20 protein-coding genes and 1 riboswitch are annotated in these 23,495 nt (G+C 37.5%); of the genes, 16 read left to right on the forward strand and 4 right to left on the reverse strand.

Translation table 11 applies throughout. From position 1 onward, the window contains the following. The first annotated feature begins 61 nt into the window (after positions 1–61). The 12 genes from rlmN to DHU68_RS10485 all read left to right on the forward strand — a co-directional run bounded on the left by rlmN (position 62) and on the right by DHU68_RS10485 (position 13,277). On the forward strand, positions 62–1,081 hold the full coding sequence (gene rlmN / locus DHU68_RS10430; RefSeq protein WP_108822937.1) for a 23S rRNA (adenine(2503)-C(2))-methyltransferase RlmN: 1,020 nt from the start codon (positions 62–64) through the stop codon (positions 1,079–1,081). Positions 1,082–1,092: 11 nt separating this feature from the next. Further along, positions 1,093–2,178: a 4-hydroxythreonine-4-phosphate dehydrogenase PdxA gene (gene pdxA, locus DHU68_RS10435; protein ID WP_108823084.1), complete on the forward strand. Its 1,086-nt coding sequence runs from the start codon at positions 1,093–1,095 to the stop codon at positions 2,176–2,178. 48 nt (positions 2,179–2,226) lie between these two features. After that, the gene (locus DHU68_RS10440) at positions 2,227–2,922 is read left to right on the forward strand and encodes a sugar phosphate nucleotidyltransferase (RefSeq protein WP_108822938.1); all 696 of its coding nucleotides are present in this window, start codon (positions 2,227–2,229) and stop codon (positions 2,920–2,922) included. A gap of 32 nt (positions 2,923–2,954) precedes the next feature. Continuing rightward, on the forward strand, positions 2,955–3,824 hold the full coding sequence (locus tag DHU68_RS10445) for a hypothetical protein (RefSeq protein WP_108822939.1): 870 nt from the start codon (positions 2,955–2,957) through the stop codon (positions 3,822–3,824). 28 nt (positions 3,825–3,852) lie between these two features. Beyond that, entirely contained in the window at positions 3,853–4,770 is a 918-nt protein-coding gene (locus DHU68_RS10450; RefSeq protein WP_108822940.1) for a CDP-alcohol phosphatidyltransferase family protein, read from the forward strand. A gap of 5 nt (positions 4,771–4,775) precedes the next feature. Further along, positions 4,776–5,501, forward strand: coding sequence for an HAD family hydrolase (locus DHU68_RS10455; RefSeq protein ID WP_108822941.1), 726 nt, complete (start codon positions 4,776–4,778; stop codon positions 5,499–5,501). A gap of 233 nt (positions 5,502–5,734) precedes the next feature. Next, on the forward strand, positions 5,735–7,030 hold the full coding sequence (locus tag DHU68_RS10460) for an inositol-3-phosphate synthase (RefSeq protein WP_108822942.1): 1,296 nt from the start codon (positions 5,735–5,737) through the stop codon (positions 7,028–7,030). A gap of 332 nt (positions 7,031–7,362) precedes the next feature. Next, positions 7,363–8,145 carry a sulfide/dihydroorotate dehydrogenase-like FAD/NAD-binding protein gene (locus DHU68_RS10465; protein ID WP_108822943.1) on the forward strand — a complete coding sequence of 261 codons (783 nt, stop codon included), beginning with the start codon at positions 7,363–7,365 and terminating at the stop codon, positions 8,143–8,145. 56 nt (positions 8,146–8,201) lie between these two features. Next, entirely contained in the window at positions 8,202–9,674 is a 1,473-nt protein-coding gene (gene gltA, locus DHU68_RS10470) for an NADPH-dependent glutamate synthase (RefSeq protein ID WP_108822944.1), read from the forward strand. Between the two features lie 337 nt (positions 9,675–10,011). Next, positions 10,012–11,793: a biotin/lipoyl-containing protein gene (locus tag DHU68_RS10475; RefSeq protein ID WP_108822945.1), complete on the forward strand. Its 1,782-nt coding sequence runs from the start codon at positions 10,012–10,014 to the stop codon at positions 11,791–11,793. 78 nt (positions 11,794–11,871) lie between these two features. Next, positions 11,872–12,654, forward strand: a complete 783-nt coding sequence (locus tag DHU68_RS10480; protein WP_108822946.1) for a DUF5040 domain-containing protein — start codon at positions 11,872–11,874, stop codon at positions 12,652–12,654. Continuing rightward, the gene (locus tag DHU68_RS10485) at positions 12,654–13,277 is read left to right on the forward strand and encodes a 4'-phosphopantetheinyl transferase family protein (RefSeq protein ID WP_108822947.1); all 624 of its coding nucleotides are present in this window, start codon (positions 12,654–12,656) and stop codon (positions 13,275–13,277) included. The genes DHU68_RS10480 and DHU68_RS10485 overlap by 1 nt, the downstream gene beginning before the upstream one ends. Positions 13,278–13,298: 21 nt before the next feature. Here DHU68_RS10485 and pepE read toward each other — a convergent pair whose 3' ends face one another. Then, positions 13,299–14,006, reverse strand: coding sequence for a dipeptidase PepE (gene pepE, locus DHU68_RS10490; protein WP_108822948.1), 708 nt, complete (start codon positions 14,004–14,006; stop codon positions 13,299–13,301). A 46-nt stretch (positions 14,007–14,052) separates the two neighbouring features. Then, positions 14,053–14,619: a cob(I)yrinic acid a,c-diamide adenosyltransferase gene (locus tag DHU68_RS10495; protein ID WP_108822949.1), complete on the reverse strand. Its 567-nt coding sequence runs from the start codon at positions 14,617–14,619 to the stop codon at positions 14,053–14,055. Between the two features lie 93 nt (positions 14,620–14,712). Further along, positions 14,713–14,914: riboswitch (cobalamin riboswitch) on the forward strand. A gap of 85 nt (positions 14,915–14,999) precedes the next feature. On the opposite strand from DHU68_RS10495, the gene cbiB reads away from it, so the two are divergent. The 4 genes from cbiB (at position 15,000) to cobS (ending at position 18,403) form a co-directional block, all read left to right on the forward strand. Further along, positions 15,000–15,953 carry an adenosylcobinamide-phosphate synthase CbiB gene (cbiB, locus tag DHU68_RS10500; protein WP_108822950.1) on the forward strand — a complete coding sequence of 318 codons (954 nt, stop codon included), beginning with the start codon at positions 15,000–15,002 and terminating at the stop codon, positions 15,951–15,953. Next, complete coding sequence (cobU, locus tag DHU68_RS10505; protein WP_108822951.1) at positions 15,953–16,462, forward strand: bifunctional adenosylcobinamide kinase/adenosylcobinamide-phosphate guanylyltransferase; 510 nt, start codon at positions 15,953–15,955, stop codon at positions 16,460–16,462. Before cbiB ends, cobU begins: the two co-directional genes overlap by 1 nt. A 135-nt stretch (positions 16,463–16,597) precedes the next feature. Beyond that, positions 16,598–17,638 carry a nicotinate-nucleotide--dimethylbenzimidazole phosphoribosyltransferase gene (cobT, locus tag DHU68_RS10510; RefSeq protein ID WP_108822952.1) on the forward strand — a complete coding sequence of 347 codons (1,041 nt, stop codon included), beginning with the start codon at positions 16,598–16,600 and terminating at the stop codon, positions 17,636–17,638. Between the two features lie 3 nt (positions 17,639–17,641). Next, positions 17,642–18,403 (forward strand): adenosylcobinamide-GDP ribazoletransferase, encoded by a 762-nt coding sequence (gene cobS / locus DHU68_RS10515; protein ID WP_108822953.1) that lies wholly within the window; start codon positions 17,642–17,644, stop codon positions 18,401–18,403. A 74-nt stretch (positions 18,404–18,477) separates the two neighbouring features. Here cobS and DHU68_RS10520 read toward each other — a convergent pair whose 3' ends face one another. Both DHU68_RS10520 and DHU68_RS10525 read right to left on the reverse strand, forming a co-directional pair. Next, complete coding sequence (locus tag DHU68_RS10520) at positions 18,478–20,139, reverse strand: RagB/SusD family nutrient uptake outer membrane protein (RefSeq protein WP_160111120.1); 1,662 nt, start codon at positions 20,137–20,139, stop codon at positions 18,478–18,480. Between the two features lie 19 nt (positions 20,140–20,158). After that, positions 20,159–23,242, reverse strand: a complete 3,084-nt coding sequence (locus DHU68_RS10525; protein WP_255412482.1) for a TonB-dependent receptor — start codon at positions 23,240–23,242, stop codon at positions 20,159–20,161. Positions 23,243–23,495 lie beyond the last annotated feature (253 nt).

Below are 23,495 nucleotides of genomic sequence, written 5' to 3' on the forward strand. Positions count from 1 at the left end.
TTGGCTTTTAGCATCTAAGTGGAGAATTGCTAAAAGCCAATGCTTTTTAAGAAACTGATATATGTCAGAAAGGAAACACTTGCTAGGAATGACCTTGGACGAATTGAAAGAAGTCGTTCTGGAGTGTGGTATGCCTAAATTCTCTGCAAAACAAATTGCAGATTGGGTATACAATAAACGAATTTTGTCGATAGATGACATGACGAATATCTCTGTAGCTAACAGAGAGAAATTGTCCGAAAAATATGATGTCGGGCGATATGTTCCGACAGAATTTCAAGAGTCTGTAGATGGAACAGTAAAATATCTGTTTAGAACAGAATCCAATAAACTGATCGAGACGGTTATAATTCCCGAAGATGAAAGAGTGACCATATGTGTGTCCTCTCAGATGGGATGCAAATTTAATTGTTTATTCTGTATGACAGGTAAGCAAGGATTCAATGGGCATTTGACAGCAAATGAGATTTTAAATCAGGTCTATTCAGTTCGTGAGTCCGAGAAACTAACCAATATCGTATTTATGGGAATGGGTGAGCCTCTCGATAATTACGATGAGGTGAAAAAAGTTCTTGATATAATGACAGCAGATTACGGGTTGGCTTGGAGTCCGAAGAGAATAACTGTTTCCACAACAGGTGTAACGCCTAAGTTGAAACGATTCTTGGACGAAAGTAATGCTCATTTAGCAATAAGTATTCATAGTCCCGAAAGTACGCAGCGTTTGACAATAATGCCAGCCGAGAAAGCGTATCCTATAGAAGGGGTGATTGAACTGCTTAAACAATATGATTGGTCGAAACAAAGACGCGTGTCTTTCGAATATATAATGTTTGATGATTTTAATGACTCTTTACTACATGCTAAGAAGCTACAGCAACTATTAAGAGGAATCGATTGTCGTGTAAACTTGATACGCTTTCATGCTATTCCAAATGTAGACCTGAAAACATCAACAAAGGAGAAAATGGAAGCCTTTCGTGACTTCTTAACGAATAAAGGAGTTACTTGTACTATACGTTCATCACGAGGCGAAGATATATTTGCTGCGTGTGGTATGTTGTCAACAATGAAAAAGTAAAAAATATTTCTATGATAAAAGTAGGGATTACACATGGTGATATAAATGGTATAGGATATGAAGTTATCCTTAAAACTTTTGCCGATATACGTATGGCTGAAATTTGCATGCCGGTGGTATATGGATCACTCAAAGTCGCAGCCTTTCATCGCAAAACAATGGATTTGCAGCCAGTATCTTTCAATCAGATAAGTGATGCAAAAGATGCAGTGGAAAATAAAGTGAATATCATTAACTGTGTTGCTGATGATGTGAAAATAGAGCTGGGAGAATCTACTAAGGTAGCTGGAGAATCTTCTTATGCATCATTAGAAAGAGCCGTTGCTGATTTGAAAAAAGGATTGATTGATGTTCTTGTAACAGCACCGATCAATAAGAATAATATTCAAAGAGAAGATTTTCAATTTCCCGGACATACCGAATACTTAGAGGAGCGTTTTGGAGAAGAAGGAGACAAAAGCTTAATGATTTTGGTGAAAGATTCTCTTCGAGTTGCTCTTGTAACAGGGCATTTGCCATTGGCAGATATATCGAAGGAACTGACTAAAGAGAAAATCGTTGATGCTGCAATACGTTTCGAAAAAAGTTTGAGAAAAGATTTTCGTATAGGAAAACCCCGTATCGCAGTACTTTCTCTCAATCCACATGCCGGAGAAAATGGATTACTAGGCAGTGAAGAGCAAGATGTGATTAAACCGGCATTGGAAGAATTATTACATAAAAAAGTTTTATGTTTTGGCCCTTATCCGGCAGATGGATTCTTTGGCTCTGGTGATTTTTCTCACTTCGATGGTATATTAGCTATGTATCACGACCAAGGCTTAATTCCATTTAAAACGATTGCAATGGAGGATGGTGTGAATTTTACAGCTGGACTTCCAATTGTAAGAACGTCTCCCGCTCATGGAACAGCATATGGTATTGCAGGACAAGGGAAAGCCTCAGAGGATTCTTTTAGACAAGCTATTTATATGGCTATAGATACATTTGAGAATAGAAAAGCTTTTGACTTAGCTCATGCTAATCCTTTGAGGAAATTATATATAGAGAGGGGAAATGACAATGAAGTCTTAGATTTATCAGGAAGCGAAGAATAAAATTAAACCTTTTTGAATAAACGAAGTCTAAATCCGTTAAACTAGAATATGAATTATGCTATAATAGCAGCCGGAGAAGGTTCCCGGCTTGCACAAGAAGGTGTCTCATTGCCAAAGCCTTTAGTAAAACTAAATGGTAAGGAGATGATACGCCGTTTAATTGATATATTTCTTGAAAACGAAGCTACATCCATTAGCATTATTGTTAATGAGGAAATGAAGCAGGTACAAGAGTATGTCTCTGCTCTGAAATTAGATATTCCTTTGAATATTGTAGTTAAATCTACACCAAGTTCAATGCATAGCTTTTTTGAATTGAGAAATTTTTTGAGGGAAGGGAAATTTTGTCTGACTACAGTTGATACCATCTTTAAAGGAGAAGAATTCTCTCGTTATATAAAAGCTTTTATCGAAGATAAAACCTCGGATGGAATGATGGCGGTGACAGATTTTATTGACGATGAAAAACCTCTTTATGTAGATGTAGATGCGTCGATGCATATTAAAGGTTTCTTAGATCAGTCAGCAGATTGTAAGTATATATCGGGAGGAATATATGGATTGACCCATAAGGCAATAAATACATTAGAAGCTTGCCTAGACTCAGGGCAATCACGCATGCGCAATTTTCAAAGACAATTAGTCGCGGATGGATTAGTGCTAAAAGCACACCCTTTTGCCAAGATCGTAGATGTGGATCATGCAGAAGATATAAATAAAGCAGAACAATTTTTAAATAGCTAAAGAATACAAGCAAGAGAAAGCTTAGAAAAAATATGTCGAAAATTAAAGTAGCAGGTATAAAAAGAAAGACTAAATATTCTCCAAACCATATTGGAAATGATGGGATGATATTTAGTATGACTGCCGAAAGTCTCAGAAATATGGGATATGATGTTGTAGAGTACACGGAGTCCGAATTTGTATTAAGTGAAGAGAAAGAAAGATATATCTTCAATATGGCCCGAGATAAGGGTACAATAAAAAGGCTGAAACAATGTGAAAAGGATAATGTAGTCATTATCAATTCAGGGACGGGTATTGAAAATTGTACTCGTGAAGCAATGACTCGTCTGTTGTTAGAGAATGGGATTCCGCATCCGGCTAGTATTATTGTAGATGTAGCTGATGATCCTACAAAAGGTTTGGAAGCTATGGATGCACCTGCGTATTGGATTAAAAGAGGAGATTCTCATGCAATACATCGCGAAGATGTGACATATGCACGTAATATACCGGAAGTGAAATCAATATTACAAGAATTTGCCCTGAGGGATATTCCTAATGCTGTGATAAATGAACACTTAGTGGGAGACTTGGTGAAATTTTATGGAATTGCAGATACTGACTTTTTTTACTGGTTCTATCCATTCGATTTGAGTCATAGCAAATTTGGGTTGGAGGCTATAAATGGAGCAGCTAAAGAATTCTCTTTCGATGTAGATGCATTAAAAAAAGCATGTGATAAAGCCGGAGAAGTTCTGGATGTAAAAGTATATGGAGGAGACTGTGTTGTAGCAGAAGATGGCTCATTTAAAATTATTGATTTTAATGATTGGCCAAGTTTTGCTCCATGTAGAGATGCTGCCGCACCTAAGATTGCAGAATGTATTCATAAACAAATTCAGAAAGACCTGAATAAATAATAAAAATAAAGTTACTTTTCATTATTATATGGAGAATCAACAACCATCGTTGGAGTCTACTCTGAAATCGACAGATACAGAAGAACCTATAGATATTTATTTCTACCGGCCTATAGGATATCGTTGGGCTTTGTTGTTTCAGAAGTTGGGCGTTAGTCCTAATGCTGTTACAATAGCCAGTATATTTCTGGGAGTAGGAGCCGGTATTTGTTTTTACTTTGATAATATCTGGATATCTCTGTTGGGTATTTTTCTGCTGGTTTGGGCAAACTCATACGATAGTGCCGATGGGCAATTGGCCCGAATGACGAAGCAGTTTTCTGCATTAGGTCGTGTACTGGATGGATTTGCAGGAAACTTATGGTTTGCATCTATTTATATTGCTATCTGTCTTCGACTTTATCCCGAGTGGGGAGGTTGGATATGGGGATTAGCCATAGTAACGGGCTATTTTCATTCTAAGCAGGCTGCGATGGCTGATTATTATCGGAATGTACATCTGTTATTTTTGAAGGGTAAGTCAGGGAGCGAGCTTGATAATACCACAGAATTGACTCAGAAGTATAGCGAGCTGAGTTGGAGCAAGAACTTTGGGGCTAAACTTGTTGTTTTCTTCTATAGAAATTATACAAAAGGGCAAGAAGGATCTTCTCCTAGATTGCAAGAACTTCTTGCATTGATAAAAGAGAAATTCGGAGAGGTTGCACCTGAACCGTTTAGACGTGATTTCAGAGAAAAGAGCCTGCCTCTGATGAAATATACAAATATATTGTCATTCAATACGAGAGCCATTGCACTATGTATATCTATATTAATAGGTTTGCCTTGGGCTTATTTCGTGTTTGAATTGACAGTGTTGAATGTCCTGCTTGTGTATATGATCACTAAGCATGAGAGTATATGTAAAGCTTTTATTGCTGATATAGAAAGTGGGAAATATAATTAATTGAAATGTTTGATTTAAGTAAAGTAAAAGGGGTAATCTTTGATTACGGAGGAACTATAGATAGTAACGGGAAGCATTGGGCTGAAGTATTATGGGAAGCTTATCAGGATCAGGACGTACCTGTTACAAAGGTACAATTTAGAGAAGCTTATGTCTATGGTGAACGTTATCTTGCAACAAACCTTGTAATATTGCCTGAAGATAACTTTTATGTTCTGTTAAAAAAGAAAACCGAACTACAGATGGGGTATCTGTTGGATAAAGGATTCTTAACAGATGAAAATAAAACAAAAGAATATAGTCTTGCTATTTCAACTCAATGTTATAACTTTGTAAAATCTTTAATTGAGAAAGAAATACCTGTATTGCAAGCCTTGAAAAACCGTTATCCAATGGTCTTAGTATCTAATTTTTACGGGAATGTACAGGCTGTGCTTGGAGACTTTGATTTATTAAAATACTTTGATAATATTATAGAATCAGCAGTGGTTGGCGTACGAAAACCCGATCCTGCTATATTTAGGTTAGGAGTCGAAGAATTGGCTTTGCCTGGAGATTCAGTTGTTGTTATTGGAGATTCTTACTCAAAAGATATCGTTCCCGCATCCCAAAATGGTTGTCAGACTATTTGGTTGAAAGGCTTAGGTTGGGGAGACGATGAAGAAGATGCAACGGCTGATTTGATTATAACAGACTTCATGGAGTTGAAGACTGCTTTTCAGCTAGATTGAACAATTACTTGTACTTGATAATATAACAGAGTCGGTCTGATTATCTATCTTAACAATGGATGCCACTTGTACGGCGGAAAATTCCGGGTTGGAAGAATAAAATAAGATAAATATTCACTGAAGCTGTTCTATTATAGGTCTATATGGAATCTGGAGATAATATCTTGAGGATGTGTAGTCCACGTGTTTAAAGGATTGCTGCGGGTTGCAGTGTATTTTAAAATTTAATTAAAATGGAAAAAGTACAAATTAAAGAAGCCAAAGGTAAACTTGGTGTTCTAACGGTAGGTATTGGAGCAGTAGCTACCACATTCATGGCAGGAACGTTACTAACTCGTAAAGGATTAGGTGTACCTGTAGGGTCAATTACTCAATTGGCAACAATACGTTTGGGAAAAAGAGAAGAAAATCGTTTCCCTAAAATTAAAGATGTTGTGCCTTTGGCCAACTTAGACGATGTAGTATTCGGAGGATGGGATATCTTTGAAGATAATGCATACGAAGCTGCAGTACATGCAGAGGTCTTGACAAAAGAAGACCTTGACAAGGTGAAAGATGAAATGATCGCTATTAAGCCAATGAAGGCTGTATTTGATCAAGAATTTGTAAAAAGACTTCATGGAACTTGGGTTAAGTCTGCTCCTACTAAATGGGATCTGATGGAACAAGTAAAACAAGACATCGAAAACTTTAAAAAAGAAAATGGCTGCGATCGTGTAGTTGTTATTTGGTGTGGTAGTACCGAAGTTTTTACTCCTCTTGGTGAAGTTCACAAGACTTTAGCTTCTTTAGAAAAAGGGATGAAGGAAAATCATAAAGATATAGCTCCTTCAAATATCTATGCTTATGCATGTGTGTCAATGGGGATACCTTATATCAATGGAGCACCTAACTTGACAGTTGATATTCCTGCAATGTGGGAATTAGCAGCAAAAACAAACACTCCAATTTGCGGAAAAGACTTTAAAACAGGACAAACAATGTTGAAGACAGTATTGGCTCCAATGTTGAAAACTCGTATGTTGGGTCTTAGCGGATGGTTCTCTACAAACATATTGGGTAACCGTGATGGAGAGGTTCTTGACGATCCGGGTTCATTCAAAACAAAAGAAGAGTCAAAACTTTCAGTTATTGATACAATCTTACAGCCAGATCTTTATAATGAACTTTATGGTAATGTATATCATAAAGTGCGTATCAACTACTATCCTCCTCGCAAAGACGATAAAGAAGGATGGGATAACCTTGATATTTTTGGTTGGTTAGGCTATAAAATGCAATTGAAAGTAGACTTCCTTTGTAAAGACTCTATCTTAGCCGCACCGTTATGTCTCGATCTTGTATTGTTTACAGATTTGGCACAACGCGCAGGTATGGGAGGAATTCAAGATTGGTTGTCATTCTACTTCAAGAGTCCAATGCACGAGCCGGCAAAAGTTGCAGAGCACGATTTGTTTATTCAATATGTAAAATTGAAAAATACACTTCGGACTATGATTGGAGAAGAAACAGTGGATTTTATCGATTAATAAAGTTTCTATAATGAAAAGAGGTCTGGATATTTTATTCAGGCCTTTTTTTATAAAACGTTATATTAAAACATGAAAGATTGAGGGGGAAATCTCTTTTTTTAGCCATATTTATAGTCGATATCATCAAATAATGATATAAATTTGTGTATCATGCATTTTATTAAGAATTTGGCTGTAAATTATTCTGATTTTTAGTTAAATTTGAGGTGAAATTTCATTTTGATATAAAAAGACGTAGTTTTTTGTGCTTTTACTGCTATTATGCCCATAGTGTAGGATAAAAGTTTAAAATCTATTTGTGCGGATCAAAACTAATAAGGACTATTTGAATGAATAAAATTGTATCTAAAGAGTATTTCTCTGAGAATGTTGTAAAATTTGAAGTTGAAGCACCTCTTATCGCTCGAAGCCGTAGAGCCGGACACTTTGTGATAGTAAGAGCCGGAGATAAAGGAGAACGAATTCCTTTAACCATAGCTGCTTCGAATCTGGAGAAGGGAACAATTACTATTGTTATTCAGGCAGTAGGAGCTTCTTCTCGTAAAATTTGTGCCTTGAATGAAGGTGATTATATTACCGATGTTGTAGGCCCTTTGGGTCAAGCAACGCATATCGAGAAGTATGGAACTGTGGTATGTGCCGGAGGGGGAGTGGGAATTGCTCCTATGTTACCTATTATCGAGGCGATGAAAAAGGCAGGCAATAGAGTGATCTCTGTTATTGCGGCAAGGACAAAAGACCTAGTTATCCTTGAAGAGCAGGTTGCTGAAAATTCGGACGAGGTGATTGTGATGACAGATGATGGTTCTTATGGTCAGAAAGGTTTAGTGACAAATGGAGTGGAGATGGTTATTCAGCGAGAAAAAGTAGACCTTTGTGTAACAATAGGACCTGCTATCATGATGAAATTTGTATCATTACTTACTCAGAAATATAATATTCCTACAATGGCTTCATTGAACACGATTATGGTTGATGGAACAGGTATGTGTGGGGCTTGTCGCGTAACAGTAGGAGGTAAAACTAAATTCGTGTGTGTTGATGGTCCCGAATTTAATGCTCATGAAGTAGACTTTGATGAAATGCTGATGAGATTAAAAGCTTATAAATAACCAGAAGACATAAAAACTAACAACAATGCTGATCTTTTAATCAGTTTGATATAACTATGACAGAGCAAGAATATATACAAGCCAGACGTAGTGAGCCTTGGAGAGAAGAGCTGCGTAAATCTAAAAAAGCAAAAGAAAGAGGGGATGTCCCTCGTGTACATATGCCCGAACTCGATCCTGAGTATAGAAGTCATACTTTGGTAGAGGAGGTTAATTTAGGGTTATCTGCCGAGCAGGCTATGCTGGAAGCAACTCGTTGCCTCGACTGTGTAAACCCAACTTGCATGGAAGGGTGTCCTGTGAATATACAGATTCCGACTTTTATAAAAAATATAGAAAGAGGAGAATTCCTTGAGGCAGCAAAGGTCTTGAAGGAAACAAGTGCTTTGCCTGCAGTTTGTGGGCGTGTTTGTCCGCAAGAGAAACAATGCGAAGCAAAATGTATCTATATACAAAAAATGAAAAAAGAGCCGGTTGCAATCGGTTACTTAGAGCGTTTTGCGGCAGACTACGAACGTGAAAGCGGTAAAATATCATTACCGGAAATAGCTGTATCCAATGGAATAAAAGTAGCTGTTGTAGGATCAGGTCCTGCAGGTTTGTCTTTTGCCGGAGATATGGTTAAGTTAGGTTATGATGTTACTGTATTTGAGGCTTTACATGAGATCGGAGGAGTATTAAAATATGGCATTCCCGAATTCCGTTTGCCAAATCAGATAGTTGAAGTTGAAATAGATGGACTTCGCAAGATGGGAGTGAAGTTTATTAATAACTGTATTGTTGGCAAGACGATAAGTTATGAAGACTTACAACAAGGTGGTTTTAAAGGAATCTTTGTTGCCAGTGGAGCCGGATTACCTAATTTTATGAATATTCCGGGAGAAAACCTTATAGGGGTAATGTCTTCCAATGAATTTCTTACAAGGGTAAACCTTATGGACGCCTCAAATGAAGAAAGCGATACTCCTGTTCAAAAAGGTCGACTAGTAGCCGTTATTGGGGGAGGAAATACAGCAATGGATGCGGTTCGTACAGCTAAACGTATCGGGGCAGAACGCGCAATGATTGTATATCGTCGTTCGGAAGAAGAGATGCCTGCTCGTATTGAAGAAGTGAAACATGCAAAAGAGGAAGGGATTGAATTTCTTACCTTACATAATCCGATTCGCTACGAAGGAGACAATGAAGGGCGGGTAAAACGGATGTTGCTTCAGAAAATGGAACTGGGAGAACCTGATGCTTCAGGTCGTCGCCGTCCGGTAGAGATTGAAGGTGCTACCGAGTGGATCGATGTAGATGAGGTGGTGGTTAGTGTAGGTGTATCTCCTAATCCGTTAATTCCATCTACATTTAAAGGGTTGGAAATAACAAAATGGGGAACCATTGTAGTAAATCAAGATACAATGCGCTCAGACTTGCCTGATGTATATGCGGGCGGAGATATTGTTCGTGGAGGAGCTACAGTTATTTTGGCTATGGGAGATGGGCGTAAAGCTGCTGCAGCAATGAACAAGGCATTGGTGAAATGAAATAAATTTATATAGAAGTATAAAGAGGGTGTTATAATTATAATATCCTCTTTTTTGTTTCAAATATGTGTTTATTTATAAGAGTAGAAGGGGTGAAATATTGCTCACTTTTTCTGTGTTTGTGCATATGTTAACTTGTTGATACTAAAAACCGAAGACGATTGAAAATTTTATGACAAATTGATAATTTTAAACCTTGTTTTTTTTCTTTTATTCGAAGAGAAAAGGCTAAATTTGTGAAGCGATCAAAATAAATGATCATAAATTCGTAAATTAACTTATTTAGAGAGTATTACTATCGTATACTACTCTTTTTAATATACAACTAAAAATAATTATGGGAAGAGAAATTAAATTTAGTCTAATGTACCGCGACATGTGGCAGTCGTCAGGTAAGTATCAACCACGTGTAGATCAACTGGTACAAGTAGCACCTGCAATTGTTGATATGGGATGTTTTGCCCGTGTAGAAACTAATGGTGGGGCTTTTGAGCAAGTAAATTTGTTGTATGGAGAAAACCCGAACAAATCAGTTCGCGAGTGGACAGCTCCGTTTAACAAGGCTGGTATCCAAACTCATATGCTTGAGCGTGGTTTGAATGCTTTGCGTATGTTCCCTGTTCCTGCCGATGTTCGCCAATTAATGTTTAAGGTGAAAAATGCACAAGGAACAAACATTTCTCGTTCTTTTGACGGACTAAATGACCACCGCAACTTGGAGCTTTCGGTAAAATATGCTAAAGAAGCAGGCATGATTTCTCAAGGGGCTCTTTGTATAACATCTTCTCCAGTTCACACAGTTGACTACTATGTAAACTACGCTGATAAATTAGTAGAGTATGGTGTAGATGAATTCTGTTTGAAAGATATGGCAGGTATCGGTCGTCCAGCTTTCTTAGGTAAACTAGTGAAAGCTCTGAAAGATCGCCACCCAAATATTACTATTCAATATCACGGACATACAGGGCCAGGTTTCTCTGTCGCTTCTATGCTTGAAGTAGCAAGAGCCGGAGCTGATTATCTGGATACAGCAATCGAGCCTTTGGCTTGGGGTATGGTTCATCCGGATGTGATTACTATACAAGCGATGTTGAAAGATGCGGGATTCTCTGTGCCAGATATAAATATGTCTGCTTATATGGAAGCACGTTATCTGACTCAAACATTTATTGACGATTTCTTGGGTTATACAATCGACCCTTCTAACAAAATAATGAACTCATTGCTTATTGGACCGGGGCTTCCTGGCGGTATGATGGGATCGATGATGGCAGACTTGCGTACTATGCACCCTGCTATCAATATGGCTCTTCGCAATAATGGAAAAGCTGAGGTGACATTGAATGATCTGGTAATCCAATTGTTTGACGAAGTAACTTATATCTGGCCTATGTTAGGTTATCCTCCATTGGTAACTCCATTTAGCCAGTACACTAAAAATATTGCATTGATGAACATCTTCTCAATGGCACAAGGTCAATCTCGTTTCTCTAATATCGATAAAGATAGCTGGGGTATGATTCTTGGTAAATCAGGAAAACTTCCTGGTAAACTAGCTGATGAGATTGTTGATCTTGCTAAAGAAAAAGGGTTGGAATTCTATACTGGTAATCCTCAAGATGAATATCCAAATGTATTGGATCAATATCGTAAAGAGATGGATGAACTAGGTTGGGAATACGGAGAAGACGATGAAGAATTATTGAATTTTGCGATGTTTGATCGTCAGTATCGTGACTATAGATCAGGTGCGGCTAAAGAACGTTTCAATAAGGAAGTTGAAGCAGCAAGAGAAAAAGCGGGAGCTCCAATCGTTGTAACACGTCAGGTTGTTGAAGTACCTGCATTCGATGCAGAAGAAATAGCTCGAAAATATCCGGATGCAAAACCTCTTCAAGCTACAGTGCGTGGACAAGTTATCTGGCAAGTTGATGTAGAAGATGTTTCTACAGCGCCTGTTATTGGTACAGAAGTAAAAGAAGGAGATGTTGTTTGCTTCATTCAAACATATTATGGAATTGAAGAAGTGAAAGCATTGAAATCAGGTAAGATTGTTCAAATAGAAACAAAACAAGGAGCTCAGGTACAGAAAAATCAAGTTCTGGCATATATTGACTAATTCCTTGTTACCTTAAAATAAGAGAGGGGTTTTATATGCATATAAAACCCCTCTTTTTTTATTCAAAAATAAAAAAATATGAAGACAAAACATTTTATACTCATTGTTTTATTGTTGAGTGTAGTTACACAATTACAGGCGGGAGCAGATAATGTCATAGATAAAGAGAAATACACTATCCTTCTGACTGGGGCATCGTTTGCGTCACCGAATAATGAATGGTTTGAGTTGGGCTGCGAGAATTTGAGTGCTATCCCTTTGAATAGGGCTGTAGGTGGTCAGGCTATTGCTAATGCCGCTAACCTTATGGCAAAAGGAGAGCTTTACTCTTTAGAAGAATTGGAAGAAATTGATGCATTTGTAATAATGCATGTGCATAACAAAGATGTAGCAGCCAAAGTAGGATTAAAGAAAGATTTTAAAGATTATCCAATTCCATTCGATCGATCAAATTATGCAGCAGCCTATGATTATGTGATAAAGAAATATATAACGGATTGCTACAATCTGAAATTTAAAGAAGGATCTAAATATTATAATTCACCAAATGGCAAGCCTGCAACTATTGTGCTTTGTACGCATTGGCATGATGCACGTACTTTATTTAATACTGCTATTCGCGAATTAGGAGCAAGATGGGGATTTCCCGTAGTTGAATTTGACAAATATATTGGGTTCTCGAAAGAAAATATACATCCTGTCTTAGAGAAGCAGGTGAGTCTTCTTTTTACAAACGATAAAGAAACGATGGATGGGGTTGAATATGGCTGGCATCCTTACAATGGGAGAGATCAGTATATACAGCAGCGCATGGCTGCTATTTTTGTCGATTTGATGAAAAAAGTTTTACCTTTGAGGTAGTGTTATACCTGAAAGAATATATAACGGAATCTACTCTTATCGGTATCTGGAAAATAGAAGAATCGAGAGAGCTGCTCTTGGCAATGTTATCTTGTCAAGAATGGGTGCAGCATATTTTAACAATAAAGTCTGAATCGAGAGTGTTAGAAATACTAGCAGCAAGAATTCTCTTGAAAGAATTGATAGGAGAAGAGAAAGAAGTTTACTATACCAATTCGGGAAAACCTTTCCTGATGGATAAATCTTTTCATATCAGTGTGTCTCATACAAAGGGGTATGTTGCAGTAGCTGTGAATAAAGAAAAAGAGATAGGTCTGGATATAGAGCAGATATCTGAAAAGATAAAGCGTGTCCAAAGCCGTATAGTGTCAGACAAAGAATATATTGATCCTCAAAATGAGTTTATTCATCTTTTACTACATTGGTCGGCAAAAGAAGCGATGTTCAAATTTATCGATCGAGAAGGAGTTAATTTCTTAGAGAATTTGTTTGTCGATAAGTTTACACCGGAGGATAAAGGTTACTTTTACGCCTCAGAAACCCGAACGGAAGAACGGAATCGCTTTAAGGCTTGTTATCAGATAGAGAAAGAATTTATAATAGTATGCTTGGAGGCTTGTTGATCACCTCCAAGCATTTATTTTTTATTTCAAAAGGAAGCTAAAATCATCCTTGTTGCTTAGTTCTTTCGGTTCTTCTCCAAATTTGAAGATGCGAGCCGTTTTGGTTCCAATCAAAGAAAGCTTTCCTGACTCTAATTTAAGCATTGAACCTTCGCGTAGACCGACTACATATATCTCTTTATTTCCTGTAATAAATTCATTGATACGATCCTCTCTTGTTTCTCCTCCGTGTCCTTCAGGATGTACATCCAAATAGTGAGGGTTGATTTGGAAAGGAACAAGATTAATTACATCAAAGCCAAGCGGATCTATAATTGGCATGTCGTTGGTTGTGCGTAATGTAGGGCAAGCTACATTAGACCCAGCGCTCCATCCTATATATGGAGTCTCTGCTTGTACTTTCTTGCGGATGGCAGAAATGATATTGTTATCGCGCATCGTACGCACTAGCTTCCAGGTATTGCCTCCGCCCACAATAATAGCTTCGGCTTCTTCTACAGCTTTTACTGGGTCGGCAAAATGATGGATACTTGTAACCTTATGTCCTATATCTTTGAAACGGTTGTTTACTTTCTCCTCATACTCTTCGTACGAAAAAGTAACAGCAGCATAAGGAATGAATAAGGCATTGACTGGTTTCTCTCCTAAAAAATCCTTGATATTTTGTTTTGGGTAATCAAGGTAAGATTCACCCGGATTAGTCGAATTGCTTATCAATAATAATTTCATGGTTATAACTTTTTTTACGAATGTACCAAAGATAGCCTAAATAAGGTTATTTATTCCTCTTGTACAAAAAGTTTTTCCATTTCTCCTCCATATCTCCATGTTGATGCATCTCAAATCGAGCCATTGTGAAGAATAAATCGGAGAGACGGTTTATGAATTTCAGAATAGTAGCAGGAACTTCATCTACTTTGTTCAATGTCCACAATCTCCTTTCGCTTCGGCGGGCAATGGCACGAGCCATTTGTAGCTGTGCAGATAGTTGGTTACCTCCAGGCAAAATAAAGTGATAGCTGCCACCCATAGCGTCGTCCATTTGGTCTATCTGTTCTTCACAAAGGGTTATAGTTGCTTCGTCCAGCTTATTGGGATTTTTATCTCTTATCTCGGATGGTGTTGCAACTTGCGACATCGCCTCCATCAATTCATTCTGGATTCTGAATAGTAATTGCTGCCATTCATGATCGGGGGCAATTAAGGAACGCACAACTCCGATTATGCAATTCAATTCGTCCAGAGTCCCGTTAGCCTCTATGCGTACATCGTCTTTATCAACTCTCTGACCACCATATATTCCGGTCTTGCCTTTATCTCCTCCTCGTGTATATATTCTCATCTTTACTTGTTTAATATTTTGTATAAATGTAAGAAATGTATATTTATTGTTCGATTTTATTTATTTAATTTCTTTTATCTGCATCATTTAATTTACCTTTGTTTCTGATTAGGTGACACTCGGAAACATTCGTTTCGGTGTAAAAAGGGAATCCGGTTAAAATCCGGAACAGGATCCGCTACTGTGAGCTCTTTCGTATGTTTTGAGAAATACCATTGCCACTGTCCTTAGATGGATGGGAAGGCCTCTCAAAATAGAGTAAGTCAGGAAACCTGCCTAATGATAAAGAATATTCTCGGACTAAGAATAATAAAATGTATCTGCTGTTTACGTATTCGTATAAACAAACGATAGTGTAGATATGTTTTCGCATTTAAATAATGGATATAACTTTTTTGTATATATTACTGCCACTTATTGTAGGCTGGATTGCTGATTTTATTTTGGGTGATCCTCAGCGTATACCTCATCCCGTAGTTGGTTTCGGAAAACTTATTTCTTGGTGCAATAAATATTTCAATAGAGGTAAATTTCGAATGCTGAAAGGAGCAATATGTTCTGTTCTTCTGATTGGAGGTAGCTTCTTTTTAATGTACGCTTTGTTACAGCAATTGTATGTCCTGAGCCCAATTCTAGCAACAGCCTTTTCAACAATAATTGTATTCTTTTGTCTTGCCGGAGAAACTTTGGTTAGAGAGGTTAAACAAGTCTTTTTAGAAGTAGACTTTTCTTTGGGTAGAGGTCGACAGCAAGTTGCACGCATAGTGGGAAGAGATACTTCAGGTCTGTCAAAAAAACAGATACAGATAGCATCGTTGGAAACTTTGTCTGAAAATCTGAGTGATGGAGTTATTGCCCCAATGTTTTGGTATATGATACTTGGTGTACCCGGAATGTTTGCCTATAAAATGATTAATACGCTTGATTCGATGATTGGTTATAAAAACGAAAAATATAAAGACTTTGGATGCTGGGCTGCCCGTATCGATGATGTTGCAAATTATATTCCAGCCAGACTTACAGCTCTTCTTATGCTTCTTGCAGAAGGTAAACTCTCTTTATTCTCGTTTGTGAAAAACTATGGAAAAATGCATGCAAGCCCCAATTCGGGATATCCCGAGGCTGCCTTGGCTGGAATACTAAATTGTCGTTTTGGAGGGCCCAATAGCTATTTTGGGCAAGTAGTAGACAAACTATATATCGGCAATAATGACAGAGAAATAACATTGGAGGATATGTCTTTGGCCGTAAAGCTGAACAAGAAGGTTGAGGTACTAATGATTCTATTGGTTATTGTTTATACGATAGCCGTTCAAATAATATTTAATTCGTAATGAGAAAGATAACCCTAATAACAGGAGGGCAGCGTTCAGGAAAAAGCAGATATGCTCAGGAACTTGCCTTGTCATTATCGCCTAATCCAATCTATCTGGCGACTTCACGCGCTTGGGATGAAGAACATAGAGTAAGAATCAATCGTCATAAAGAGGAACGGAGTACAGAATGGACTACCATAGAGGAGGAAAAAGAATTAAGTAAGTATGACTATAATGGAGGAGTTGTGTTGATTGATTGTATAACCCTATGGGCTACAAACTTCTTCTTCGATTTAGAGTCAAATGTAGAGCTAGCTTTAGATGCTTTACAGACCGAATTCGAAAAACTGATAGCACAAGATGCTCAGTTTATCCTTGTAACGAATGAAATAGGAATGGGCGAAATGTCACAGAACTATTTGCAACGTAAGTTTGCCGATCTTCAAGGGTGGTTGAATCAGTATATTGCAAGCAGAGCTGATGAAGTGTATCTGATGGTTTCGGGTATTCCCCTTAAAGTGAAATGATAGAGATGTAATCGTTTGGAAATTATCTATATATGTAAACTTCGTAATAAAGTAACAGAAGAATATGAAACAGCAAAACATGTCACCTTTGTTCCTTTTTAGTTAAAATCAAGATTTATATAAAAACACCATAAAATGAAACAACAATTCAATATCGAAAAACCGAACGATGATATCCGTTCTTATCTACAAGAAAAAATAGATAACCTGACTAAGCCTAAAGGCTCATTGGGTACATTGGAAGAACTGGCTATGCAAATAGGTTGGGCGCAACAAACTTTAAGCCCTGAATTGAAGAATCCATGCCATATCGTTTTTGCCGGAGATCATGGTATAGCAGCAGAAGGGGTTAGTCCTTCGCCTCAGGAAGTGACTTATCAGATGATAGCAAACTTTTGGAATGGTGGTGCAGGTATTAATTTCTTATCTCGTCAACATGGTTTTAATTTAAAGATTGTTGATGCAGGTGTTAACTACGACTTTAAAGAAACAGACCCTATCATAAACAAGAAGATCAGAAAAAGTACACGCAACTATCTTCACGAAGCCGCAATGACTCAGGAAGAAATGGAGTTAGCTATTCAGAGGGGAGTTGAATGTGTGCAGGCCTGTTATGATGAGGGATGTAATGTGATCGGTTTCGGAGAAATGGGTATTACCAATACATCGTCATCTTCGTTGTGGATGACTTATCTGACAGGCATAACTTTAGATAAATGTATTGGCGCCGGCTGCGACCATACGGGGAGCATTATCAATCACAAATACAATGTCTTGAAAAAGTCGATGGAAAACTACAAGGGAGATCAATCACTTGAAGATATTGTTCGTTACTTTGGTGGTTATGAAATGGTGATGGCTGTAGGTGCTATGCTGAAAGCAGCTGAATTGAAAATGATTATTCTAGTTGATGGTTTTATTATGACAAACTGTATGCTGGTAGCCTCTAAGATGAATGAAAATGTATTGCATTATGCAATCTTTGGTCATCAAGGAGATGAGGCGGGACATAAACTATTACTAGAATATTTAAAAGCAAAACCAATATTGAACTTAGGACTTAGACTTGGCGAAGGTACAGGAGCTCTTTGTGCTTACCCTATCATTGATTCTTCGGTGAGAATGATAAATGAAATGAACTCTTTCAAGGAGATCAAGGTAACAAAATATTTCTAAGGGATGAAAGATATAGCGGCTGCATTTGTGTTTTTTACACGTCTTCCTCTTTGGCGATTGAAAGCTTTTAATGTCTCGATGGAACACTACAAGCAAGTGATAAACTATTGGCCTGTAGTGGGGTGGTTGACCGCAATAGTGATGGTCTCAGTTCTGTGGCTGTCGGCTCAGGTATTGCCTTTTAGTATAGCTGTATTACTAGCCATTATCAGTCGATTGCTTATAACAGGGACTTTGCACGAAGATGGTCTAGCTGATTTCTTCGATGGTTTCGGAGGAGGTGCGACTCGCGAGCGTATTCTTGCTATAATGAAAGACTCTCACATTGGGACTTATGGTGTTCTTAGTCTTGTCGTTTATTTCATGATGCTGTACACCCTTCTAAACTCAATGGACTTGCAGTTGGCATGCATTGCAATTTTAACGGGAGACCCTTTGTGTAAATTAATCGCATCGCAAATAACATTATTACTGCCTTATGCCCGAACAGAAGAAACGAGTAAGGCAAAGGTTGTTTATAATAAAATGTCGGTAAAGCCTTTTATTATATCCTTATTCTTTGGGTTATTTCCTTTGCTATTCTTGATGGGGATGATGCAATATATAGCAGTCATATTCCCCATACTAATATTCTTTATTCTAGTATTTTTGATAAAAAGGAAGATTGGAGGATATGCAGGTGATTGTTGTGGAGCGCTATTTTTGGTTTGCGAGCTGAGTTTTTATCTTGGGACCTTATCTGTTTATAATATCTTTAGATTATAATAAAGGGATGAACGTATAATAAAGAAGGCTAATCCTTAGGATTAGCCTTCTTTGTATTTATTAATCTCTGATTGTTAATATCCAGGATTTTGTTTTAATTGACCATTGCGCTCAATAGCAGCTTGAGGTATTGGCCAAACTAACATGTGCATGTTGTTGCTGAAGGTTTTACCATCCTTTTTGTTGTATGGTTTTGCTGTTGCTATATCTACCCATTTAAGAGTTTTATCAGCCTGAGCTTGAGGATATAGTCTGTTACGACGGATATCATCCCAGACTTTAAATTCTAGCGGGAATTCTTGTAGACGTTCAGTCAATACATCATCTATAGTAATTGTTGCAGGAACAGAGTAGCTGTCAGCTAAAGTACCATTCACAGTGAAAGCACGCTTTCTTACTACTTCTAAGTATTCTTTTGCTTTAGCTTGATTAGAAGCAGCTTGTTTTAGGAAAGCTTCAGCAGCAATCAAATAAACTTCAGACATACGTAATACTGGGAAATCGAGACTTGAACCCTTACTATTGATCATAGCTTCGTCATCGAACCAGAACCAGTTGCTGTATTGGTTATTTTCATATTCAATTCCTTCATTGGATACATACGTTTGGAAGAAAAAGTTTTTCTCCATACCACGTACGTCACCAGCTTTGTAACTTTCGACAATAGGATTGCTTACATGATACATGTTGTTTAGAACAGAAGTGCTGAAAACTTTGCTTCCATCGGATTTTACCCAGTTTGTAGCAGCACCTGCTAAACATGCATTGATATAAGGGTTACCTTTTTGTAATGGCTCGTTGTATTCTACAGCATAGATCGTTTCCTTGTTGTCTTTGTCTGTTTTAATAACATTGAAAGCACTTCTTAATTCTACATCTGCACTAGTTTCTAATGTATGACCTGATCCTCCATTAATAACGGCTTCAGCCATCTTTGCAGCTTCAGCATACATAGCTGTGTTTTGTACAGGATATCCAGCCCATTGAAGGTAAACAGATGCTAATAATGCTTGAGCAGCAGGTTTTGTTATACGAGAACCATTGTTGTAGAATGTTTTGTTCGGTAACACCTTGATTGCTTCAAGCAGGTCAGCTTCAATTTGTTTGTAAACGTCAGCGATAGGAGCACGCGGCTTTTCTATTGTAACTGGATCTGCTGTTGGATATACTTCTAATACTAATGGAACTCCTCCGTTAGCACCATCTTCAGCTTCTCCGTCTTTACATCCGAATTCTTTTACTAGAAAGAAATATGAAAGAGCACGGAAGAAATATGCTTGACCGATCAGTTCATTTTTCTTGTTTTCTGAAACAATTTGGTTATCTACCAAGCCCGGTAAACGTTGAATAACTAAGTTTGCTCTATTTATAGCCTCATAAGGCATACGATAAAGATTATTAACATCACTTGCTACTGTTTGAAATGTGATATTCAACATTTCTGTGTTAGCAGAGAAATCTCCATCTTTTCTATCATCAATAAATAGTCCGGACATTAACCCCCCGTACATAAGTCTTGTTGGGTGCCAACCATTGTTGCGGTTTCCGTAAAGAGCAGGAAGACCACTGTCATAAAGTTGATTCACACTTACTTCTGCATCAGCTTGAGAAGTCCATTCGTCTGTTTTTACACTATGTGGATCTTCTCCAAGAAAAGAGTCACAAGAGGTTGCTAGAGTAGCTAGCATCAACAGACCTGCAATGTTTCTTAATATGGTATATTTAATTTTTTTCATAAATCTCTTTTTTTTGAAATTAGAATGTAATGTTTGCTCCAAGTGTAAATGTGCGAGCTTTTGGATAAGCGAAGAACATTACACCTTGTCCCCATTTATTATCTCCTTTCGAAGAAGCTTCAGGGTCATATCCTTTGAAATCATCAGAGCAAAGCATAAATGCATTGTTTACGTTGAAATATAGGCGTAATCCTTGTAGTCCAACGCTGCTAGCAGCTTTCTTGTCGAATGTATAACCTAGTTGTACAAGGTTTAGACGAAGGAAAGATGCATCTGCTAACCAAGAAGAGTTAAAGTTTTGGTCACTATAACTGTCTCCGTATTGACGGTTATAAATCATTTGTACAGTTGTGTTTGTATTCTCTGGAGTCCACGCATCTGTAAGGATTGTTGAAAGACCTGATGTTAAGAAACGTGACTGAGTTGAATGTAAATAATCTTGAAGAACTTTAGCTCCCCATGAGAATTGGAAATCAAGTGTTAGATCAAAATTCTTGTAGTAGAAGTTATTGCTAAAGCTACCAGTCCAGTCGGGTAAACCTTTTCCTAAGATTGTTTTTTCTGTAGCTATTTTGCTACGTCCAATGTTATCGCCAGAATCATAGATGCCTAACCACTCATATCCACCAAAAGAAGATAATGACTCACCAACTTTCAATGTTCCCCAGTTTTCCCAGATAGTAGCATTATTGTTCCCTAATTTTTCTACTTTGTTCTTGTTGAAGTTCATATTCAATGTACTTGTCCAAGTGAAATCTTGAGTTGCTACTGGTGTAGCAGTAACCATAATATCAAGACCCCTGTTTGATACTTCTCCAATGTTATCCATAACAGTTTCAAAACCTGTTGAATATGGGATTGGACGTCCGTACAATAGATTGTCTGTGTATTTATAGTAGTAAGATACATCAAAGCTTAAACGATTTTTGAATAAACCTAGGTTTACTCCTACATCAAACATTTTTGATCTTTCCCATTTCAAATCTTTATTTGCTATTCTTTCAAGGCGTCCTGTAGATACTTTTTCTCCTCCAATAACAGTTGTTCCAGATGCTACAGTTGGAAGTGCTTGGTATGCAGATATTTTACTGTTACCTGTTACACCATAACTAGTATGGAACTTCAGCATGCTAATAGTCGGAAGATTTTGCATGAAAGATTCATTTGAAGCAATCCAAGCCAAACCTGCAGAAGGGAAGAATGAATATTTGTTATTGTCTCCAAACACAGAAGAACCATCAACACGACCAGTAATCATTGCAGAATATCTGTCTTTGAAAGTATATCCGGCTCTTAGGTAGTAAGAGTTCATCGCTTCACGAGTGCGACTAGAAGTTACAGATGCAGGACGGCTTCCTGCTCCCATATTATAATAGCCATAATAATCATCAATAAAACCTTTGGCATTAGCTGAAAAATAGTTGTACACCATTTCTGACCACTCTAAACCAGCAGTTGCATTGATACGGTGATCATCAAATACGTTGTTATATGTCAGGTAAGTTGTTTCTTGCCAGTAAAGTCTACTACTATTTGTTTGGTATGCGTTACCTTGGTCTCCTTTACCGAAATCATGTACATCTCTAGGACCATATTCGCGATTTGTATTTTGATCGCTGTCGATACCTAATTGAGTTCTTAGATCTAATCCTTTCGCTAAGTGGAATGTAAATGCGACGTTTCCTAAAATTTTAGTACGATACTGATTGCGTTTTACACTATTTAGGAAGTGAACAGGATTAGCTCCGTCTTCACCATTGAATGAAGCAGTTGTAACATCTTTGCTTCCTTCAGGATATTTTTGTACTGGTTTAAAAATAGCTGTATTGTTATCAGCCCAAGATCCATCAGGATTATAGATAGGATACCATGCCGGCATTTCTATCATTGTACGAAGTGCATTTTGACCTCCATCTCCATGGTCTGTATTATTACCCCATGCGTGGTTAACGGTTAAGCCTACAGAAGTAGATAACCATGTAGTTGGTTTTGCATCGTAAGAGATTCTTGCATTCAAACGTTTCATGTACGAATTTAGAAGTACTCCTTGTTGATCTGTAAAGTTTAAGAATGCTCCTAAAGAAGAGTTCTTTCCTGCTTGTTGGATGCTAACTTGGTGGTTGTGAGATAATGCATCACGAGTAGCTTCTCTTTGCCAATCAGTATCATAGATCGCTCTACCATTTTCATCGAAATAGCGAGAATCTGTGAAATGATCTTTCATGTCCAGAGAATAAATAGTACCATGATAAGTATTAGAGTTCTTCAATCCAGTCATGAAAGCTTCTTGCCATTGAGCAGCATTTAGTGTTTCCATGTAGCGAGCAACAGTACTTACAGAAACTGAACCGTCATAAGAGATTGAGATTCCTTCTCCTTCTTTTCCTCGTTTAGTAGTAACAAGGATAACTCCATTTGCTCCTCTAGCTCCATAGATAGCAGCAGAAGATGCATCTTTTAGCACTTCGATACTTTCGATATCATTTGGATTCAAAAGATTGAAGTTCTCTGTTACGATACCATCAACAACATACAAAGGCTCTGCAGATGCATTGATAGTTCCTACACCACGGATAAGTACGCGGCTGTATGCTCCTGGTTGTCCTGAGTTAGAGAAAATGTTAACCCCAGATACTTTACCTTTGATTCCATCAAGTGCGCTGAAAGACTGGTTTTTAACGATGTCAGCCCCTTTTGCACTAGAGATAGATCCAGTAACGTCAGATTTACGCATCGTTCCATATCCAACAACCACAACTTCGTCTAGAAGTTTAGTATCTTCTTGAAGAACAATGTTAAATACACTTTTGCCAGCGACAGCTTCTTCATAAGTAGAAAATCCAGTGTAAGAAACTTGGATTGTTGCGTTGCTTGCAACCGAGAGAGTGAAATTACCATCTATGTCTGTGATAGTTCCGTTGCTAGTCCCTTTTTCAATTACACTAGCTCCAATAAGAACTTCACCCATAGCATCTTGAACTGTCCCTGAGACAGCTACCTTTTGCGCGTACAAGCCTGTTGAAATGAAGCAGAATGCCAAAATCATGACAAACCTGCAACGCTTGCTTGAAAGCGCTTGATTAAGTTTTTCAATCGTGATCATAAAAAATAATAGTTTAAATGAAGTATATTAATGATACTAATCTCAATTAGAGAGTTTTCTGATAAAATGATGTGCTTTTGATGTTTGTTTCTTTCTTCTGTTTTAGCCCTATTATCGGCGTTTTTTTATTTGTTTATTACTTTTTTAGCCTCCATTTTTCTTTTTCTAAAACTGGGCGAAAATAGTAAATTAATTTTAAACAATACAAGTTAAAAAATAAGATTATTTAATATTGTCTGTTTTATATTTTCGA

The sequence above is a fragment of the Dysgonomonas sp. Marseille-P4361 genome (genome assembly GCF_900343125.1).
In the GTDB taxonomy this organism is placed as follows: domain Bacteria; phylum Bacteroidota; class Bacteroidia; order Bacteroidales; family Dysgonomonadaceae; genus Dysgonomonas.

Coding starts and splice junctions, on each gene's coding strand:
- pepE (WP_108822948.1), bottom strand. CDS start 14,006: ATGAAATTATTATTGATAAGCAATTCGACTAATCCGGGTGAATCTTAC.
- pdxA (WP_108823084.1), top strand. CDS start 1,093: ATGATAAAAGTAGGGATTACACATGGTGATATAAATGGTATAGGATAT.
- DHU68_RS10480 (WP_108822946.1), top strand. CDS start 11,872: ATGAAGACAAAACATTTTATACTCATTGTTTTATTGTTGAGTGTAGTT.
- DHU68_RS10440 (WP_108822938.1), top strand. CDS start 2,227: ATGAATTATGCTATAATAGCAGCCGGAGAAGGTTCCCGGCTTGCACAA.
- DHU68_RS10465 (WP_108822943.1), top strand. CDS start 7,363: ATGAATAAAATTGTATCTAAAGAGTATTTCTCTGAGAATGTTGTAAAA.
- gltA (WP_108822944.1), top strand. CDS start 8,202: ATGACAGAGCAAGAATATATACAAGCCAGACGTAGTGAGCCTTGGAGA.
- cobU (WP_108822951.1), top strand. CDS start 15,953: ATGAGAAAGATAACCCTAATAACAGGAGGGCAGCGTTCAGGAAAAAGC.
- DHU68_RS10520 (WP_160111120.1), bottom strand. CDS start 20,139: ATGAAAAAAATTAAATATACCATATTAAGAAACATTGCAGGTCTGTTG.
- DHU68_RS10450 (WP_108822940.1), top strand. CDS start 3,853: ATGGAGAATCAACAACCATCGTTGGAGTCTACTCTGAAATCGACAGAT.
- cobS (WP_108822953.1), top strand. CDS start 17,642: ATGAAAGATATAGCGGCTGCATTTGTGTTTTTTACACGTCTTCCTCTT.
- rlmN (WP_108822937.1), top strand. CDS start 62: ATGTCAGAAAGGAAACACTTGCTAGGAATGACCTTGGACGAATTGAAA.
- DHU68_RS10455 (WP_108822941.1), top strand. CDS start 4,776: ATGTTTGATTTAAGTAAAGTAAAAGGGGTAATCTTTGATTACGGAGGA.
- cbiB (WP_108822950.1), top strand. CDS start 15,000: ATGGATATAACTTTTTTGTATATATTACTGCCACTTATTGTAGGCTGG.
- DHU68_RS10445 (WP_108822939.1), top strand. CDS start 2,955: ATGTCGAAAATTAAAGTAGCAGGTATAAAAAGAAAGACTAAATATTCT.
- DHU68_RS10460 (WP_108822942.1), top strand. CDS start 5,735: ATGGAAAAAGTACAAATTAAAGAAGCCAAAGGTAAACTTGGTGTTCTA.
- DHU68_RS10475 (WP_108822945.1), top strand. CDS start 10,012: ATGGGAAGAGAAATTAAATTTAGTCTAATGTACCGCGACATGTGGCAG.
- DHU68_RS10525 (WP_255412482.1), bottom strand. CDS start 23,242: ATGATCACGATTGAAAAACTTAATCAAGCGCTTTCAAGCAAGCGTTGC.
- cobT (WP_108822952.1), top strand. CDS start 16,598: ATGAAACAACAATTCAATATCGAAAAACCGAACGATGATATCCGTTCT.
- DHU68_RS10495 (WP_108822949.1), bottom strand. CDS start 14,619: ATGAGAATATATACACGAGGAGGAGATAAAGGCAAGACCGGAATATAT.